The 18518-nt window shown below is 59.1% G+C and carries 18 protein-coding genes; 2 read left to right on the forward strand and 16 right to left on the reverse strand.

Features of this window, described 5'->3' with window-relative positions; all coding sequences use genetic code 11:
• Window positions 1-651 precede the first annotated feature (651 nt).
• From I6E51_RS08800 to I6E51_RS08825, 6 genes are all read right to left on the reverse strand, one after another.
• The gene (locus I6E51_RS08800) at window positions 652-1110 is read right to left on the reverse strand and encodes a GNAT family N-acetyltransferase (protein WP_231599704.1); all 459 of its coding nucleotides are present in this window, start codon (window positions 1108-1110) and stop codon (window positions 652-654) included.
• Window positions 1079-1501 carry a cytochrome c oxidase subunit 4 gene (locus I6E51_RS08805; protein WP_197105542.1) on the reverse strand — a complete coding sequence of 141 codons (423 nt, stop codon included), beginning with the start codon at window positions 1499-1501 and terminating at the stop codon, window positions 1079-1081. Before I6E51_RS08805 ends, I6E51_RS08800 begins: the two co-directional genes overlap by 32 nt.
• A gap of 3 nt (window positions 1502-1504) precedes the next feature.
• Window positions 1505-3184 carry a cytochrome c oxidase subunit I gene (gene ctaD, locus I6E51_RS08810; protein WP_197105541.1) on the reverse strand — a complete coding sequence of 560 codons (1680 nt, stop codon included), beginning with the start codon at window positions 3182-3184 and terminating at the stop codon, window positions 1505-1507.
• A gap of 5 nt (window positions 3185-3189) precedes the next feature.
• Window positions 3190-4068 carry a cytochrome c oxidase subunit II gene (gene coxB, locus I6E51_RS08815; RefSeq protein WP_197105540.1) on the reverse strand — a complete coding sequence of 293 codons (879 nt, stop codon included), beginning with the start codon at window positions 4066-4068 and terminating at the stop codon, window positions 3190-3192.
• A gap of 116 nt (window positions 4069-4184) precedes the next feature.
• Window positions 4185-4541: an iron-sulfur cluster assembly accessory protein gene (locus I6E51_RS08820; protein ID WP_197105539.1), complete on the reverse strand. Its 357-nt coding sequence runs from the start codon at window positions 4539-4541 to the stop codon at window positions 4185-4187.
• Between the two features lie 9 nt (window positions 4542-4550).
• Window positions 4551-5969: a dipeptidase gene (locus I6E51_RS08825; protein WP_197109996.1), complete on the reverse strand. Its 1419-nt coding sequence runs from the start codon at window positions 5967-5969 to the stop codon at window positions 4551-4553.
• 38 nt (window positions 5970-6007) lie between these two features.
• Between I6E51_RS08825 and I6E51_RS08830 the strand changes: the two genes are divergently transcribed.
• Complete coding sequence (locus I6E51_RS08830; protein ID WP_197105537.1) at window positions 6008-6589, forward strand: DUF3043 domain-containing protein; 582 nt, start codon at window positions 6008-6010, stop codon at window positions 6587-6589.
• 32 nt (window positions 6590-6621) lie between these two features.
• On the opposite strand, the gene I6E51_RS08835 is transcribed toward I6E51_RS08830, so the two are convergent.
• From I6E51_RS08835 to hisD, 3 genes are read right to left on the reverse strand one after another with little or no spacing between them, the layout of a single operon-like run.
• Window positions 6622-7656 carry a quinone-dependent dihydroorotate dehydrogenase gene (locus tag I6E51_RS08835; protein WP_197105536.1) on the reverse strand — a complete coding sequence of 345 codons (1035 nt, stop codon included), beginning with the start codon at window positions 7654-7656 and terminating at the stop codon, window positions 6622-6624.
• A 52-nt stretch (window positions 7657-7708) separates the two neighbouring features.
• The gene (gene nrdR, locus I6E51_RS08840) at window positions 7709-8170 is read right to left on the reverse strand and encodes a transcriptional regulator NrdR (protein WP_197105535.1); all 462 of its coding nucleotides are present in this window, start codon (window positions 8168-8170) and stop codon (window positions 7709-7711) included.
• A 20-nt stretch (window positions 8171-8190) separates the two neighbouring features.
• A complete protein-coding gene (gene hisD / locus I6E51_RS08845) occupies window positions 8191-9504 on the reverse strand; it encodes a histidinol dehydrogenase (RefSeq protein ID WP_197109997.1) in 1314 nt (437 codons plus the stop codon).
• 67 nt (window positions 9505-9571) lie between these two features.
• On the opposite strand from hisD, the gene I6E51_RS08850 reads away from it, so the two are divergent.
• Entirely contained in the window at window positions 9572-10087 is a 516-nt protein-coding gene (locus I6E51_RS08850) for a flavin reductase family protein (protein ID WP_197109998.1), read from the forward strand.
• Between the two features lie 16 nt (window positions 10088-10103).
• On the opposite strand, the gene dnaE is transcribed toward I6E51_RS08850, so the two are convergent.
• The 7 genes from dnaE to ftsZ form a co-directional block, all read right to left on the reverse strand.
• Complete coding sequence (gene dnaE / locus I6E51_RS08855; RefSeq protein ID WP_197107106.1) at window positions 10104-13622, reverse strand: DNA polymerase III subunit alpha; 3519 nt, start codon at window positions 13620-13622, stop codon at window positions 10104-10106.
• A 67-nt stretch (window positions 13623-13689) separates the two neighbouring features.
• Window positions 13690-14610, reverse strand: a complete 921-nt coding sequence (locus tag I6E51_RS08860; protein ID WP_197105532.1) for an RluA family pseudouridine synthase — start codon at window positions 14608-14610, stop codon at window positions 13690-13692.
• A 141-nt stretch (window positions 14611-14751) separates the two neighbouring features.
• Window positions 14752-15567, reverse strand: a complete 816-nt coding sequence (locus I6E51_RS08865; protein ID WP_197105531.1) for a DivIVA domain-containing protein — start codon at window positions 15565-15567, stop codon at window positions 14752-14754.
• Between the two features lie 126 nt (window positions 15568-15693).
• Window positions 15694-15987, reverse strand: coding sequence for a YggT family protein (locus tag I6E51_RS08870; protein WP_197105530.1), 294 nt, complete (start codon window positions 15985-15987; stop codon window positions 15694-15696).
• 44 nt (window positions 15988-16031) lie between these two features.
• Window positions 16032-16493: a cell division protein SepF gene (locus I6E51_RS08875; protein WP_197109999.1), complete on the reverse strand. Its 462-nt coding sequence runs from the start codon at window positions 16491-16493 to the stop codon at window positions 16032-16034.
• 36 nt (window positions 16494-16529) lie between these two features.
• Complete coding sequence (locus I6E51_RS08880; protein ID WP_197110000.1) at window positions 16530-17216, reverse strand: YggS family pyridoxal phosphate-dependent enzyme; 687 nt, start codon at window positions 17214-17216, stop codon at window positions 16530-16532.
• A gap of 5 nt (window positions 17217-17221) precedes the next feature.
• Window positions 17222-18379 carry a cell division protein FtsZ gene (gene ftsZ / locus I6E51_RS08885; RefSeq protein ID WP_197105527.1) on the reverse strand — a complete coding sequence of 386 codons (1158 nt, stop codon included), beginning with the start codon at window positions 18377-18379 and terminating at the stop codon, window positions 17222-17224.
• Window positions 18380-18518: the final 139 nt, after the last annotated feature.

Here is an 18518-nt window from a genome sequence, read left to right on the forward strand (position 1 = left end):
CTAACTAGCTCGACGAACAGCTTCGGAGACGCCATCTGATTGTCCATGCGGTCAATCCGCGACGCGATTAGTCCGCGACGCCAGAAACGCTCTGGCGCCGAACGGACACCTCGGTAGCCGGGGCTGGATTTCCCCTGTCGTCAGCGCACGCGTGCCGCATCGCTCCCACACGCGCAGACGCAGAGTGCGGCACACAGGGAACTGGGCACGGCCTGGCACGGCACGGCCTGGCACGGCACGGCACGGCACGGCCTGGCACGGCACGGCGTGGCACGGCCTGGCACGGCCTGGCACGGCCTCGCACTACTGCACGGCCTGGCGCAACCCGACACGGTTCGACACAGCAGGCAGCATCGCATGGCCTGGCCTGGCCGCCTGGCCTGTCCTCGCACCACGGCCTGGCACGGCCCGACCGGGGATACGGCACGGCACCACGGGCCTCGGCGCAGCGCGGAAGCAACCCTCTGCAGCCCCTAGTTGCCTATTGACGTGGCATGTGTGGCCAGCCGCGACGCCGATTCCACCGTCTCGTCGCCCCGTGAGCATCCTGAGCCCCAACACCCAACACCCAACAGTGATCCGGGCACAGAATTCCACGGAAGCAAAAGACGGCGCGGACGCAGTTAGGGACGCTGGAGTCCCGTGGAGTTACTAAAAGACGCGCTTGAGAAAGTCCGCCGTCGACATGTAGCCGATGCGCTCAAAGAAGTCTGCAGAGCCGCGGCTGGGCACCGTGAGCTGGCGCACGCCGCGCTCGAGACATACGGCCTCGACAGCTTCCACCAGTCGCGTACCGATTCCGGTGCTCTGAACAGTGCTATCGACGACAAGCTCCTGTAGTTGAGCGGAGCTGCCGTTGGTGTGCAGCAGGTGGGCGATCGTCGCAAAAGCGTAGCCGACGACGGCACCTTCCGATTTCTCGGCAACGAGGAGGAGCGTTGTCGCCCGGTCATCGACAGCATGTACAAATGCGGAGTCAAATGCCGACCGGTCCGGTGCGTACTCAGTTCCGAGTTGCTTGAGCAACTCGAACACTGAGGCAGCGTCGTTGGCGGTGGCAGGGCGAATCTGCACCGACTTAGCGGGCGAAGTATCCGCGGTAGTACTCATACGTCCACCCTACGAGGCTAACGACGAGGATACCTCCGCCGATGAATGCAATCCAGGCTCCAATGGCAACGCCCAAGAACACGAGCGAAGCAGCGCCGGCGAGAACGATCGGCCACCAGCTCCACGGGCTGTAGTGCCCTTGCTCGGCGTCGCCATCTTCGATATTGGCGTCGAGGCGATCCTCAGCGAGTTCGCCGCCCTGAGCTGCGTGCACCTTGCTCAGGTAGAAACCGATGAGCAGGAACAGGAGTCCGCTCAGCAGGAGAGCAATGGTGCCCACCCACTCGATGCGCTGGTGACTTGCGTCCAGTAGCGACCACACCGTGTACAGCCCTGAGAGGAGAAGGAAGAAGACGGTCAGAATCCAGTAGAGCTTGACGTTTGCATTCATCGGTTACTTCACCTTCTCGTCTGCGAGGTCGTAGACCGGTGCGTCAGGCGCATCCTTGCCTGGACCGATGCCAACAGGGATACCCGCTTCGGGGTGGTTGAGGTCGAATGCCGGAGATTCTGAACGAATTCGTGGGATCGACGTGAAGTTGTGTCGCGGAGGCGGGCAGCTTGTGGCCCACTCGAGCGAGCGTCCGTAGCCCCATGGGTCGTTGACAGTGACCTTAGGCGCCTTGCGCGTGGTCATGTACACGTTGAAGAGGAACGGGATCATCGACACTGCGAGGATGAACGCACCGATGGTTGACACCTGGTTCATCCACGTAACACCATCTTCAGCAAGATAGGTGCGGTAACGACGCGGAAGCGCGACTACACCGGCCCAGTGCTGGATGAGGAACGTCATGTGGAAGCCGATGAAAAGCAACCAGAAGTGAATCTTGCCGAGACGCTCGTTGAGCATCTTGCCGGTCCACTTGGGCCACCAGAAGTAGAAACCGCTGAACATGGCGAACACGACGGTTCCAAATACGACGTAGTGGAAGTGAGCCACAACGAAGTACGTGTCAGAGACGTGGAAGTCGAGCGGCGGGCTAGCGAGGATAACACCGGTGAGTCCACCGAAAGTGAAGGTCACGAGGAAGCCAATAGCCCAGAGCATGGGCGTCTCGAACGTGATGGAGCCCCGCCACATTGTGCCAACCCAGTTGAAGATCTTCACCCCTGTAGGCACTGCGATAAGCATTGTCATCAGAGAGAAGAACGGGAGCAACACAGAGCCCGTGACGTACATGTGGTGAGCCCACACCGTTACGGACAGCGCAGCAATCGAGATTGTTGCGTAGACCAGAGTGGTGTACCCGAAGATCGGCTTGCGGCTGAAGACCGGGAATACTTCAGAGACGATTCCGAAGAACGGAAGCGCAATGATGTACACCTCGGGGTGGCCGAAGAACCAGAAGAGATGCTGCCACAACAGCACTCCACCATTGGCGGGGTCATAGATATGAGCGTCGAACACCCGGTCAGCACCGAGACCAAACATGGCCGCGGCCAAAACGGGGAACGCCATCAGAATCAGCAGCGACGTCACGAGGGTGTTCCACGTGAAGATCGGCATGCGGAACATCGTCATGCCAGGAGCGCGCATCGTGATGATCGTCGTGATGAAGTTCACGCCACCCAAGATGGTGCCGAAACCGCTCATCGCGAGACCGAATACCCAGAGGTTTCCACCGATTCCCGGGGAGAACGTGGTGCTGGAAAGCGGTGCGTAGGCGAACCAACCGAATGATGCCGCGCCCTGCGGGGTGAGGAATCCAGCGACAGCAATCAGCGAACCGAAGCTGTAGAGCCAGTAGGCGAATGCGTTCAGTCGCGGGAAGGCAACGTCGGGAGCACCGATCTGAAGCGGCATGAGTACGTTCGCGAACCCAGCAAACAACGGGGTAGCAAACATCAGCAACATGATCGTGCCGTGCATGGTGAACAACTGGTTGTACTGCTCACCCGTTGCCACGATCGACAGTCCCGGCTCAAAGAGCTGGGCGCGGATGACAAGCGCCATCACACCGCCGAGAAGGAAGTAGAAGAAAGAAGTGATCAGGTACATGTACCCGATTGTTTTGTGGTCGGTCGAGGTGATCCAGTTCACCAAGACGTTGCCCTTACGTTCGACGCTCATGAGCCCTATTCCTCGTCGCTGCTGCCGTTGCCGGGCAAGTTCTGGTTGACGTTGTAATCGAGACCGAGTTGACCCTCGAAGCCAGCAGCACGCTGGGCGTCAATGTAGTCCTCGTACTCAGCCTCGGAGACGACCTTCACAGTGAAGAGCATGAGCGAGTGGTATTCACCACACAGCTCAGCGCACTTGCCCTGATAGGTGCCTTCCTTGGTGGGGATGAAGTACATGTAGTTGGTCTTGCCTGGCAGCATGTCCTTCTTGTACAAGAAGTCCACGACCCAGAACGAGTGAGCGACGTCGCGCGCCTCAACCTTGATCTCGACCTTCTTGTCGACAGGGAGAACCAGTTGGGGCAACGAGTCAACGTTGATGGTTCCATCCGGGTTGAAGTCTGCTTGAACACCGGGGCTGTAGACGTTTTCGTCAATGTAGTTGAAGTCCCACGCCCAGCGCTTTCCAATGACCTCAATCTGAACATCCGGGTTAACTTCAACAGCTTCAATAGCCGCCTGGTCACGCGCGGTGAAGGCGAAGAAGCCCAGAACCAAGATGAGCGGTACAACCGTGTAGAAGATCTCAATCGGCATGTTGTAACGGAGCTGGACCGGAAGACCGGTCTGTCCGCGACGACGGCGGTACACAACCGCTGCCCAGATGATGAGGCCCCAGGTGATGACACCAACGACCAGCAGAACGATCCACGATGTGACCCAGAGGCCAATCACGCTACTCGTGTGGTTGGTGGTGTCTGGACTTCCTGGCAAATATCCCTGCAACTGGTCCTGAGTACAGCCGGTCAGGACCAACATCGTAACCAGAGCGAGTGGAATCGCTGCCAATCGAATTCGGCGGTTAGAGCGCACCTGTGACCTCTCGAAGAACACGGACTAATACCTTTCCAGTGTATATGCAGCGAGAGGGGGTAGTGATTACCGGCTCGCCCCGCACAAGCGAAAAGGTGCACCGAATCGGCGCACCTTCTCAAAAAATTGCTATGAAATTAGTGGAAACTGTCGCCACAGGCACAACTGCCCTCGGCGTTGGGGTTGTCAATAGTGAACCCCTGCTTCTCGATGGTGTCTTCAAAATCGATGCTCGCACCGTCGAGGTACGGAACACTCATTTTGTCGACGACTACCTCGACACCCTCACCGAAGTCACGACTCACGTCGCCGTCGAGGAAGCGCTCGTCGAAGTAGAGCTGATAGATGAGTCCCGAGCATCCGCCCGGCTGAACGGCAAGCCGAAGACGCAAGTCATCGCGCCCCTCTTGCGACATGAGGCTACGAACCTTGTTCGAGGCAGCCTCAGTCAGTGCAACACCGTGGGTGTCAGTTTCAACAGCGGAATCAGTCATGACGTAATTCTACGCCCGACGTTCCAACTTTGCGAGCAGCAGCGCCTCCGTGAGGATAGCCCGCTTGAAAACGCCAAGGTGAAGCGACTCGTTGGGGCTGTGCGCCCGCGACTCGGGATCTTCGACTCCAGTCACAAGAATCTGGGCTTCAGGAAAAACTTCGACAAGATCCGAAATGAACGGAATAGAGCCGCCAATTCCAGTCTCAAGCGGTTCGTTTCCCCACGCCTCGCGCATGGCTGACTTCACGACGTCTACAGCCCACCCGCTCGTATCGACGAGGAAAGGGCTACCCGTGTCGACGTCGGAAATTTCGAGATGCGCACCGAAGGGCGCGTGGGATTCGAGGTGGCTGCGAAGCGCTTCGAACGCGTCATCCGCATCCTGTCCAGGGGCAATTCGTGCACTCACCTTGACTGTGACAGTGGGCACCAACGTGTTTGACGCGTTCTGGACGCTAGGCGCATCGATCCCGGTAACAGTGATGGCCGGCTTGTCCCACAATCGACTCAGCACACTTCCCGAACCCACTGAGGTGACGCCCTCAAGCAACCCTGCCTCGTGACGAAGTTTTTCTTCACTGAACTCCGGAGTCTCGGATTCACGACTCGTCAACCCCTGAACAGCGACAGCACCGTTCTCGTCGTGAAGGGTCGCCAGCAGTTTGATGGTCGCAAGCATCGCATCCGGAACCGCTCCCCCGAACATTCCCGAGTGAGAGGCGTGCGCCAACGTGGACACCTTCAGCTTGAAGGTCACGTTGCCACGGAGGCCGACCGTGAGCGACGGCGTGTTCACATCCCAATTGTCGGAGTCAGCAACCACGATCACATCAGCCGCGAGCTTGTCGCGGTTCTCGACGATGAAGTTAGCAAACGACCGCGAACCGAACTCCTCTTCGCCCTCGAAGAAAGCAACAAGGCCGAGATCAAAGTCGGGCCCAACGGTGTCGACGAAAGCGCGGATCGCCGCAACATGCGCCATGATCCCCGCCTTGTCATCAGCCGCGCCGCGACCGTAGAGACGATCACCGCGCACTGTCGGCTCGAAGGGAGGCGAATCCCAATCGGCATCCTGACCGGGAGGCTGCACATCGTGGTGCGCATACAAGAGAATGGTGGGCTTTCCGTTCTTCGCCTTGCGCGTAGCAAGCACAGCCGGATGCCCGAGCGTGTCGCCATCGATCGGCGCCTGAGCCAGCTCAACGGTGTCGAAAATTCCAATGCCGTCGATCAACGCTCGCGCAGCTTCAGCACTGCGAGCGACCTGATCTGCATCGAAGCCATCCCATGACACTGAAGGGATGCGAACCAACGTTGACAACTCCGCAATCGTGGCCGGTAAAGCGCCATCAACAGCCTCAGTTAGAGCAACGAGCAAAGGATCGGGAGTCGTCGACGCTGACGTCGGCTGCGGCGTGTGAGTCATACGAGTAATCTTAGATTGACACCAACGCAAGGAACCCCGTGGCAAAAACATCTTCGACCGAAAACACTCCCAATCCTGAGAACTCCGACGCGAACGACAGCGTCAGTTCCGGCAAAGGACGTCCCACCCCCACGCGCAAAGAACGTGAGGCCGCAAACCTTCGCCCGCTGGTCTCCAACGACCGCAAAGAAGCTAAGCGTACGGCTCGGGCCCAAATGCAGGTCGAACGCGAACGAGCTCGCGTAGGTATGGCGAACGGTGAAGAAAAATACCTGCCGATCCGCGACCGCGGTCCGCAGAAGCGTTTCGTGCGCGACTACGTAGACGCGCGCTTTAACGTGGGCGAGTTGCTTGTCCCCGTGATGTTCGCCGTGATTATCCTCACGTTCATCAACGACCCCACGATTCAAGCCCTCGGCTTGCTCTTCCTGTGGGGCTTCTTCATCATCGCCGCAATCGACGCCGTTCTACTCGGACTGCGCTTGCGCAAACTGATCAACGCCAAATTTGGTGAGTCTCGCGCCGAGCGCGTGCGCTGGTACGCTGCGATGCGTTCGCTTCAGCTGCGCATCATGCGTTTGCCGAAGCCTCAGGTGAAGCGCGGCCAGTTCCCGAGCTAGTCACGACGCCGGCCGGTTCCTTAGGGAATCGGCTATGCAGCGTTCTCTGCGCGAAACAGTTTCGAGAGACCGCGATTGATTGAGCGCGCCCACAACGGGCCGCGATAAATGAAGCCTGTGTAGCCCTGAACGAGCGTCGCTCCCTCGCGGAGACGCTCAGCGACATCCGCAGCCGTTTCGACGCCGCCCACTGAAATCACACAGAAATCGGCGGGAACAACGGCGCGAATTACGCGCAAAAGCTCGAGCGAGCGAGCAGCGACAGGCTTGCCCGACACTCCCCCGGCTCCGGCGGCCTCAACGACGTCGACAGGGGTCGCAAGGCCCTCACGCGACAGGGTCGTGTTCGTGGCGATGATGCCGTCGAGTTCGTCGACCGCAAGCTGAGCAATGGCCCGAGCCTCGTCATCCGAAACATCAGGGGCAATCTTGACCAGCACGGGAGTCTGGCCAGCAGCCGACTTGACCGCAACCAACAGCGGCTTGAGCTTGTCGATCTCCTGAAGGCCACGTAGCCCCGGAGTATTGGGGGAACTGACGTTCACCACTAAGTAGTCTGCGAGCGGCGCGAGGGCACGAGTGCTCGAGAGGTAGTCCGCAACGGCGTCCTCGACGGCAACAACTCGCGACTTGCCGATGTTGATGCCGATGATCGGACGCCCCGGGCGTTTACGAGCGCGCTCAATCACCATCGAGGCTTTGGACGCCCCCGCATTATTGAAGCCCATGCGGTTGATAACTCCGCGGTCGGCAACAAGCCGAAACAACCGCGGCTTGGGGTTGCCAGGCTGCGGTAACGCCGTAATCGTGCCGACTTCAACATGGCTGAAGCCCAATTGTCCGAGCCCGTGGATGCCGGAACCCGACTTATCGAAGCCTGCTGCGACACCGAACGGTGAATCAAAGGTCAGCCCCAGAGCTTTCACCTGAAGCGCAGGATCCACCGGACGCTGCAGTAGCGTGCCCACACCAATCACCGGAAGCACCTTGATCACCGAAAAGGCCAGCGAATGAGCAAACTCAGGGTCAAGTCGTTTGAGAACAGTGCGGAAAAAGAAGTCGTACATAGCTAACGGTGCTCTCAGCGATAGAAGGCGGGAAACAGCGAAACCGGATGGTTTAGTTAGAAGCGGTGCCGTGATCCAACCGCAGTTGGCTAATAGCAGCATCGAAATCGTCGAGCGAGTCAAACGCCTGATAAACGCTCGCGAAACGCAAGTAGGCGACCTCGTCGAGATCGCGCAGCGGCGAAAGAATCGCTAGGCCGATCTCGTTGGCATCAATCTGAGCAGCGCCTGTCGCACGAATGGCCTCTTCAACCTTCTGCGCCAACACTGCGAGGTCAGTATCCGTGACCGGGCGCCCCTGGCACGCCTTGCGCACGCCGCTCACGATCTTCTCGCGGCTAAAGGACTCGACAACACCGTTGCGTTTGATGACGTTCAACGAAGCGGTCTCGGTGGTCGAGAAACGGCGACCGCACTCGGGGCACTGCCGACGACGACGGATCGAAAGACCATCATCGCTGGTGCGCGAATCAACAACCCTGCTGTCAGGATGCCTACAAAAAGGGCAATACATAGTGCCTTAAGAGTACCCGCTTAGCGGTCGCGGAATCGTTCACTCACGGCCGAACCGTGGGCAGGAAGATCCTCAGCAGAACTCAACGCCGCAATGTGCGGCTCCAGCTCGCGGAGAGCGTCGTGGCTGTAGCGAATGATCTGCTGCGGGCGAAGGAAGGTATACGCCCCGAGCCCGGAAGAGAAGCGAGATTGACCGCCTGTAGGAAGCACGTGATTTGAGCCAGCGAGGTAGTCCCCCAAGCTCACGGGTGACTGATCACCCAAGAAAATTGCTCCGGCGTTATCGATCATGTCGAGCACGGCACCAGACTCTTCCGTCTGAATCTCGAGGTGCTCCGGGCCATACGCATTGCTGAGCGCGGCAGCGGCTGCCATATCGCTCACGAGGACGATCGCTGATTGCTGGCCGTCGAGAGCGGCGCTCGCGCGAACGGAGTGCGGCGTCACGGCAAGCTGCTCGGCCAGGTGCGTGCGAACGGCATCCGCAAGTTCTTCTGAGTCTGTAACAAGCACGGCGGCCGCAAGTTCATCGTGCTCTGCTTGACTCAGCAAGTCGGCAGCAACGAGGCGCGGATCAGCAGAACCATCAGCGATAATCAAAATCTCGGTAGGGCCGGCCTCGGAATCGATGCCAACCACACCACGAACGGCACGTTTCGCCGCCGCTACGTAGACATTTCCCGGACCAGTGATGATGTCAACAGGGTCGAGCCCCAACTCCTGAACGCCATAGGCAAACGCGCCAATCGCACCGGCACCGCCCATCGCGTAGACCTCATCGACGCCAAGAAGACCGGCGGCGCCGAGGATCGTCGGGTGAACTGCTCCCCCAAACGCTCGTTGAGGCGGAGAGGCCAAGGCCACGGAAGAGACACCAGCGACCTGCGCCGGAACGACGTTCATGATCACACTCGACGGGTACACGGCCTTGCCGCCAGGAACGTAGAGACCGACCCGGTTGACAGGCTGCCAGCGCTGAATAATCTCGGCGCCGTCGCCCAACTGAGTCATCATCGCGGGCGGCACCTGCGCTTTGCTCGCAGTGCGCACTCGGTCGATTGCGAGTTCGAGAGCCTCGCGTACGGCAGGTTGGAGCGCCCGCGTGGCGCGAGTGATCTCATCCGCGTGAATTCGTACGCGCTCAGGAAGCACCCCATCAAGGCGCTCTGCTTGATCGAGCAACGCTTGCTCGCCGTGTTCGCGTACATCCTCAATCAGTTGGATGGCCGCGGCAGACGCAACAGACACGTCCATTTGGGCGCGAGGGATGACACGAGTGAGTTCCGCACGACTCAAAGCGGCGGACCGAAGATCAATAGTATTCAGCGACATAGCTCAACCATGCTAGTTCGTTATCTGCAAGGAATGCGCCTACTCCAATTAGGGTTGTAGCAAGCACATGGAAAATTCAGAAGTAGCAGACGGAATCGACGCCTTCAAAGGCGCCTTCAGACGACACGCAGCCGGCGTCGCAGTGATCACTTCGCTCGCGCCCGACGGCCACCCTGTCGGCTTCACCGCCACGTCTCTCGCCTCGCTTGCTGCCGTGCCACCGCTAGCCACCTTCAACATGGCTCAAGTCTCCAGTTCTTGGCCTGCCATCACCGTCGGCAACAGAGTTGCTATCCACATGCTCGGCCCGCGAAGCCGTCATCTGGCCGAGAAGATGGCGGCCGATCATGACCTGCGATTTGTGGGCGACCACTGGAGCCCAGGCGAACACGGCCTCCCGCTGCTTGAGGAAGCGACCGCGATCGCGATCGGACACATCATTGAAGTGCATCCCGTGCATAACAATGCGGTTGTCGTCGTCGAAATCGACCACGGCACCCTTGGCACCGAAGACGAAGCATTGCTCTACCACGAACGCACTTATATGCGTCCCGTCGAGCTCACGGACGACGAGCAGCGCTAACGCGTTTCGTGCAGTCCTAGCCGAGGCAGCCTGGGCCAAGCAGCGACTTCAACTCTCCGTAAAGATCTGCCGAAACTTTCACCCGATACGGGAGTTCAAAGACCCGCGCAACATCGTCACGCACGAGGCGTAATCGCACCTCGATGTTTCCGGAATGACGGATGAGGACCTCGCCAAGTCCCGAAACAACCTCGGTCGTGGCTCGCTGTTCTTTTAGCGTCAGTACGATCGGCCCAGAACCCAAACTCGCACCTAGATCGGGCGAGAACATGCTCACTGCGTGCAGGTTCATGCCATCGTCGCGAGCACTCGCGCGACCGCGAACCACGACGATGGAGTCATTGACCAGCCCGGGCGCAAATTCTTGATAGGTCTTGCCCAAGAACATGACGTCGATTTCGCCGCCGAAGTCTTCGACGGTGACGATTCCGTACTGGTTACCGCTATTGCGGGCTACCCGATGTTGCACACTCGTCACCAACCCGGCGATCGAAACATGCTCGCCATCCGCGACCACGTCGCCCGAAAGCACCTCAGTGATGGTGAAGTCTTGATGCTTCGCCAGCTGAATCTCAAGACCCGATAGCGGGTGATCAGAAACATACAGGCCAAGCATTTCGCGCTCAAACGCGAGCTTGTCGCGCTTCGACCACTCCGGCCGCTCGGGAACGCCATCCTCGTCTTCGTTGAAATCGAAGATTCCGCCGAAGAGGTCTACTTGACCGTTGGCTTCGTTTCGTTTGAGGCTGACGGCTGAATCGCACGCGTCTTCGTGAATCTCCAACAGGCCACGACGGGTCGCCCCGAGCGAATCGAAGGCTCCCGACTTGATCAGAGACTCGACCGTGCGCTTGTTGGCGACTTGGATCGATACCTTCCGCAAGAAATCGTGGAACGATTCGAAGCGCTCCTTTTCAGTGCGCGCTCGAACGATTTGCTCCACAACCGCAGCGCCCACGTTGCGCACTGCTCCGAGACCGAATCGGATGTCGCCAGCCACAGCGGTGAAGTTCACCGTCGACTCGTTAACGTCTGGCGCCAGAACCTTGATGCCCATGCGGCGGCACTCGCTCAGGTACATGCCCAGCTTGTCTTTGGAGTCACCAACACTCGTCAACAGCGCTGCCATGTATTCGGCGGGATAGTTCGCCTTGAGATACGCCGTCCAGTAGCTGAGCACGCCATAGCCGGCGCTGTGCGCCTTGTTGAAGGCGTAGTCGGCAAAGGGCATCAGGGTTTCCCAGAGGACCTTTACGGCCTCTTTACTGAAGCCGTTGTCGAGCATTCCGGTTTCGAAGCCGATGAACTGCTTGTCGAGTTCTTCCTTCTTCTTCTTACCCATTGCGCGACGCAAAACGTCGGCTTGACCCAGAGTGAAGCCTGCGACCTTTTGCGCCACAGACATCACTTGCTCTTGGTACACGATGAGGCCGAAGGTCGTGCCGAGAATTTCTTTCAGCGGCTCTTCAAGCTCGGGGTGGATCGCATCGATCCCTTCCAAGCCGTTCTTACGCAGCGCGTACTTGGTGTGGGAGTTCATGCCCATAGGACCCGGGCGGTACAGCGCGATTACAGCCGAGATGTCTTCGAAGTTGGTGGGTTTCAGCTGCTTGAGCAGCGCTCGCATGGGGCCGCCATCAAGCTGGAACACCCCTAGAGTGTCGCCTCGCGCCAGCAAATCGTACGTCTTCTGGTCGGCATCGAGATCGAGGTCTTCAATGATCAAGGGTGAACCAGTATTGGCGGCGATCATTTTGAGAGCATCTTCGATCACCGTGAGGTTACGAAGACCCAAGAAGTCCATCTTGATCAGGCCGAGGCTCTCCAACGGCGGCTGATCAAACTGGGTAATGATAGCGCCGTCATCTTCACGACGCATGATGGGAAGCACATCGAGCAATGGCTCTGCAGACAGCACAACGCCGGCGGCGTGCACGCCCCACTGGCGCTTGAGTCCCTCGAGGCCAACAGCGGTTTCGAAGACCTTCGCCGCTTCATGGTCCGTATCGAGAATGCCCCGGATGTCGGCGGCTTCTTTGTACCGTGCCGCATCTTTATTGCGCACATCGCCGAGGGAAATATCCTTTCCCATGATGGCGGGAGGCATCGCCTTCGTCAGCTTCTCACCGACCGAGTACGGCATTCCGAGCACGCGAGCGGAGTCTTTAAGAGCTTGCTTGGCTTTAATCGTTCCGTAGGTAACGATCTGCGCAACCCGGTCGTCACCATACTTGTCGGTGACATAGCGGATGACTTCGCCGCGGCGCCGGTCGTCAAAGTCGACGTCGACGTCGGGCATCGACACACGCTCGGGATTGAGGAAGCGCTCGAAGATTAGCCCGTGCGCAAGAGGGTCAAGTTCTGTGATGCCCACGGCATAGGACGCCATCGAGCCGGCGGCGGATCCACGCCCTGGTCCGACGCGGATGCCCTGGGACTTTGCCCATTCGATGAAGTCTGCGACCACCAAGAAGTAGCCGGGAAACCCCATCTGTTGAATGACATCGACCTCGTACTTCGCCTGGGCGAGGTGCGCGTCAGACGGTGCGTTGTTGAACCGTTTGTTCATGCCACGGGCGACCTCTTTTTCGAACCAGGTCGCCTCGGTCTCCCCTTCGGGAACAGGGAAACGTGGCATGAGGTCGCGGCCTTCGAAGCTGATCTCACTGCGTTCGGCAATAAGCAGCGTGTTGTCGCAGGCTTCAGGATGTTCGCGGAACAGCGACCGCATTTCAGCAGCCGTTTTAAGGTAAAACTCGCTCGAATCGAACTTGAAACGGTTCGGGTCGTCGAGCGTTGATGCCGACTGCACGCACAGGAGCGCGGCGTGTGCCGTGGCATCGTGAGCATGCGTGTAATGCAAGTCGTTCGTCGCGAGCAGAGGCATATCGAGCTCTTTAGCGAGCTTCAGAAGATCGAGCATTGTGCGGCGCTCGATATCGATGCCATGATCCATGATTTCAGCGAAGAAGTTTTCTTTGCCGAAAATGTCTTGGAACTCAGCCGCGGCTATTTTCGCCTCGTCGTACAGGCCAAGGCGGAGCTTCGTCTGAACTTCGCCACCGACACAGCCGGTTGTGGCGGTAATGCCCTTGGAGTACTCGCTCAGAAGTTCGCGGTCCATTCGAGGCTTGAAATAAAAACCTTCAATAGATGCTCGTGACGACAGCCGAAAGAGGTTGTGCATGCCTTCGTTGTTCTGGGCAAGCAATGTCATGTGGGTGTAAGCACCACTACCACCGACGTCATCACGCGTCTGGTGGCTACCGCCCCAACGCACCCGCGTCTTATCTCTTCGCGACGTGCCAGGGGTGACGTATGCCTCTGTGCCGATAATGGGCTTGATGCCGCGGGCTGTCGCCTGTTTCCAGAAGTCGTAAGCGCCGAACATGTTGCCATGGTCAGTGATGGCGATCGCGGGCATGCCCTGCTCAACAGCGGCATCCAAGAGCGGACCGACGCGAGCCGCTCCGTCGAGCATCGAGTACTCACTATGAACGTGCAAATGCACAAACGAGTCGTTATTGGCAGCCAAAGACACTCCGAATTCTTTCGAAATCCAGCCTAAGCCAGCGGGCCGACGAGACTATAACTGACGCGCCCTAGTCGGCTCGAAGCACCTCAAGTGCTGCCTGAAGGTCAGCCGGATACGGCGACTCGAACGAGACCTGTTCGCCCGTTGCGGGATGGGCAAAACCGAGCTTATGGGCATGTAACCACTGCCGCGTTAGTCCCAGCCGCGTCGAAATCGTGGGGTCGGCACCGTACATGGTGTCCCCGACACAGGGATGCCGTTGCGCGGCCATATGAACACGGATTTGATGCGTGCGCCCGGTCTCTAAGTGCACCTCGACCAGAGCGGCCGACGGGAACGCTTCCAACGTTTCGTAGTGGGTAATCGAGTCTTTGCCGCCCGAGACCACTGCAAATTTCCAGCTGGAGCCCGGATGACGCCCGATCGGCGCATCGATGGTGCCGGCGAGCGGGTCGGGGTGCCCCTGCACGACAGAGTGATAGATCTTGCTGACTTCACGGTCATGAAATGCACGCTTGAGTTCGGTGTAGGCCAGCTCAGACTTCGCGACCACCATGAGACCACTTGTTCCAGCATCTAGACGGTGGACGACTCCGGCACGCTCTGCGGCACCCGAGGTCGAAATGCGGTAACCCGCACCTGCTAGCGCGCCAAGTACCGTAACGCCATCCCAGCCAATTGAAGGGTGCGCCGCCACTCCGGCTGGCTTATCGACAACAACAATGTGCTCGTCGTCGTAGATAATGCCAAGAGAGTCAAGAACTACGGGGACGATCTGAGGCTCGGTCTTGGAAACCCACGATACTTCGAGCCAGGAACCGTCAACGAGGCGGTCAGACTTACCGACGGCAACACCATCCATCGTCACTCCGCCGCCCGCCGCTACCTCAGCGGCGAAGGTGCGGGAGAAACCCAGCAGTTTGGCGAGAGCTGCGTCGACGCGCTGCCCCGCAAGGCCCTCAGGAACCGGCAAGCTTCGGGTTTCCATGATGCTCCTTGATAGTGATGCGTTTAAACGGACGTGCCGCACTCCCCCAGCGCGGCTGGGATTGGTGCGAACACAGCAAAAGCCGCCAGCGGCGGCGGAGCCTAAGCTCTCACCGACCGACTGACGGCCATTGCAGAAAAACTAGCTACCGGAGAATCCGGAGAAGCTGGCGGGAGGCTGCTGTGCCGACTGAGGCGCAGCGAAGTCTTCCGGAGTCAAGTGACCAGAAGGCTGCGATGCCGGAGCCTGGCCCTGCTGAGCTGCTGAACCACCAGCGGTGACGAGGCTCGAAGAATCGAGATCGTGAAGCTGGCCTTCGATGTAGCTCTTGAGCTTCTCGCGGTACTCACGCTCGAAGCTGCGAAGGGACTCGATGCGACCCTCAAGAGCTTCACGTTCGCGTTCGAGAGTGCCGATCTGCTCGCGCTGCTGCGCTTCAGCCTCGGCAACGAGCTCAGCGGCTGTTGCCTTGCTTGCAGCCACAACTTCGGCGGCAGATGCCTTGCCCTCAGCGAGAATCTCGGCAGCGGATGCCTGACCCTCAGCGATAAGAGCGTCGCGCTTCTGAACGCCTTCGCGGACGTGCTCTTCGTGCAAGCGACGCGCGAGCTGAAGAAGATTGTTGGTGCTACTAGCGTCGTCGAGAACCGACGACGCCGGCTCGATGGCGGCGGGTGCAGCAGGAGCGGGCGCGCTTTCAATTGCAGCGGGCGCCGGAGCGGCAATCGCGGCAGGAGCAGCGGCAGCAGGAGCGCTACTCGCGTTCTGCTGAAGTTCAGTTGCGCGAGCCTCTGCAGCGCTCAAGCGCTGACGAAGCTCGTCGTTCTCTTGGTTAAGACGGCGCAATTCAACAACAACCTCGTCGAGGAAGTCATCGACGTCATCTTGGTCGTATCCCTCGCGGAATTTAGTTGATTCAAACCGCTTGTTGACCACGTCTTCTGGAGTCAAAGCCATTTCCGCCACCTCTAACACTTTCTTTCAACGTATACACAACGTTCAACGTTCGCATCACATCGTAGTAACGAAACCTGATTAGTTGCCGCATGCTCTCCGATAAGAGTACATCTGTCGCGGCTAGTTCTAAAAGCCCCGCAAAATGGAGGTAAGGATGATGCATACGAGCATGACCAGCATCCACGACAGATCGAGTGCTCCGTTGCCGATTCGAATCATCGGGACAACTTTGCGAACCGCCTTGATCGGAGGATCAGTGATCGTGAACACAAGCTCAGAAAGAACCAGTCCAATGCCGCTGGGGCGCCATCCTCTAGCGAAGACGACGACGAGATCGAGAATGAACCGAGCCCACATCGCGAACATGAACAAAGTGATGGCGTAGTAAGCCACCAGGGCGATAACAGAAACGGGATTCACCCCTCTAGATTAGCGGGCTTCACATCACCCGCCGTGCAGTGCGGCTACTGAGCGAAGAAGGAAGCGTCGACGTCAGACTCAACTTCAGCCTGTTCGCCGCTCACGGCAACGTGTGCCGGAGAAAGCAAGAAGACCTTGCTGGTGACGCGCTCGATCTTGCCGTAGAGGCCCTGCGAGAGTCCGCTGGCGAAGTCCACGAGACGACGAGCATCCGGCTCGCTCATCTGCGACAGGTTGATGATCACGGGGATGCCCTCGCGGAAGTTCTCAGCAATGAGCTGAGCATCCTTGTACTGGCGCGGGTGCACCGTCAAAATCTCGTTCATCTCTGCCTCCGCAGTGCTGGGTGCAGCGCGACGCAACGGAGTAACCGGGGCACGGTTAGAACTCGCTGGTGCGGGTGCTGCTGCAACAGGAGCAGCCGGCGTGGCTGGTCCCTGCTCGTACTCGTAGTCCTCATCGGCGAGGCCGAGGTAGACCATTGTCTTGCGCAGTGGGTTGGCCATGATAATCCTCCGAATGGTGAAGCTTCTGCTTCGAGATTAACCATGGTCGGGTCGTTTTCCCGTGATTGCCGTGCCAATTCGTAGGTGTGTCGCGCCTTCGGCAATAGCCTCGGCGAAGTCTCCTGACATGCCCATAGACAACGCTGCAGCCTCGGGATGGTTCAGCTGCACGCGCTCGGACAACGCCCGCAGAGCGGCGAAGGCAGGCCTTGGGTCGCCGTCGAGCGGCGCAACGCCCATGAGGCCGCGCAGCCGCAGCCCTGACGCGGCAGCGACGCGGTCGGCGAAGGCTTCCAGCTCAACGGGCACTACGCCACCGCGACCGGAATCATCGGTGAGGTTGACTTGAACGAACACATCAAGCGCAGCGTCAGCGTCGTCGTTGGCCAGCGCGGTGATCAATGAATCACGATCTACGGAGTGCACCGCCTGACAATAGGCCCGCACCTGGCGTGCTTTCTTGCTTTGCAACTGACCGACAAAGTTCCACCGCAAATCGAGGTCAGCCAACTCGGCCGCCTTCGGTTGCGCTTCCTGATGACGATTCTCGCCAATGTCACGAACGCCCAATCCGTGCAGCTCTCGGACGAGGCTCGCCGGATGGAACTTGGTGATGACGATGCGCGTGATTGACGACAGATCGCGGGATGCCGCGCGTGCGGCATCCGCGATCGTGTCGTCGACCACTGCGAGTCGTTCGCCTAACGGAGTCAGGTCGACCATTGCGACTACTTCAGGAAGTCAGGAACGTCGAGATCGTTGTCGTTCTCGTCGTCATCATCGAAACTGCGATCGATCGGTGTCGCGGGAACTGCACTCGGCTGCGACTTCCAATCGGCTTCCTTGCTCGGAGCCTTCTCGTCAGCTGCGATGTGCTCGGCCGGGGGCTCGGGAACAACGTAGTTGGTGCGGCGACCCTCAACAGGCTTAGCCGAGGGCTCTCCCCCGTCGAAGCCAGCGGCAATGACGGTGACGCGAACCTCGTCGCCCAGAGTGTCGTCGATGACGGCACCAAAGATGATGTTGGCCTCACGGTGAACGGCTTCTTGAACCAGACGAGCGGCATCGTTGATTTCGAAGATACCGAGGTTTGATCCGCCCTGAATCGAGAGCAGCACGCCGTGCGCTCCGTCAATGCTGGCTTCGAGCAACGGTGACGCCACAGCAAGTTCTGCTGCTTTTATCGCCCGGTCGGCCCCGCGTGATGAGCCAATACCCATCAGTGCAGAACCGGCACCCTGCATGACCGACTTGACGTCGGCGAAGTCGAGGTTGATCAGACCCGGGGTCGTGATGAGGTCGGTAATGCCTTGAACGCCAGCAAGCAGAACCTGATCGGCGGTCGAGAATGCTTCGAGCATGCTGATGCCGCGGTCGCTGATCTCAAGGAGGCGGTCGTTGGGAACGACGATCAGGGTGTCGACCTCGTTCTTGAGGGTCTCTACACCGATCTCTGCCTGAGACGAACGACGCTTGCCCTCGAAACCGAACGGCTTCGTGACAACACCAATCGTGAGCGCGCCGATCGACTTAGCGATGCGGGCGACGACGGGAGCACCACCGGTGCCCGTTCCACCACCCTCGCCTGCGGTAACAAAGACCATGTCGGCGCCCGCAAGCGCCTCTTCGATCTCTTCGGCGTGATCCTCGGCAGCACGACGGCCAACCTCAGGATCGGCGCCGGCTCCAAGTCCGCGCGTGAGTTCGCGACCGACGTCGAGCTTGACGTCTGCATCGCTCATGAGCAGCGCCTGGGCGTCGGTATTGATCGCAATAAACTCGACGCCTCGCAGGCCGAGCTCGATCATCCGGTTGACAGCGTTCACGCCACCGCCACCGATGCCGACTACCTTGATGACTGCGAGGTAGTTCTGGTTTGATGTCACTTTTCGGCCTCCACTGGAAACTATCAACCTCGACTTGAGGTTTAAAGTTATGCTCAGTATGTATTTCTTTTGTTGAGAGTATGCGGACAGCACCCCACACGGATGCACAACTGGCCGCGTGTCGGAAAGTGTTCTGGCA

This window comes from Salinibacterium sp. NSLL17 (assembly GCF_015864935.1).
In the GTDB taxonomy this organism is placed as follows: Bacteria; Actinomycetota; Actinomycetes; order Actinomycetales; family Microbacteriaceae; genus Rhodoglobus.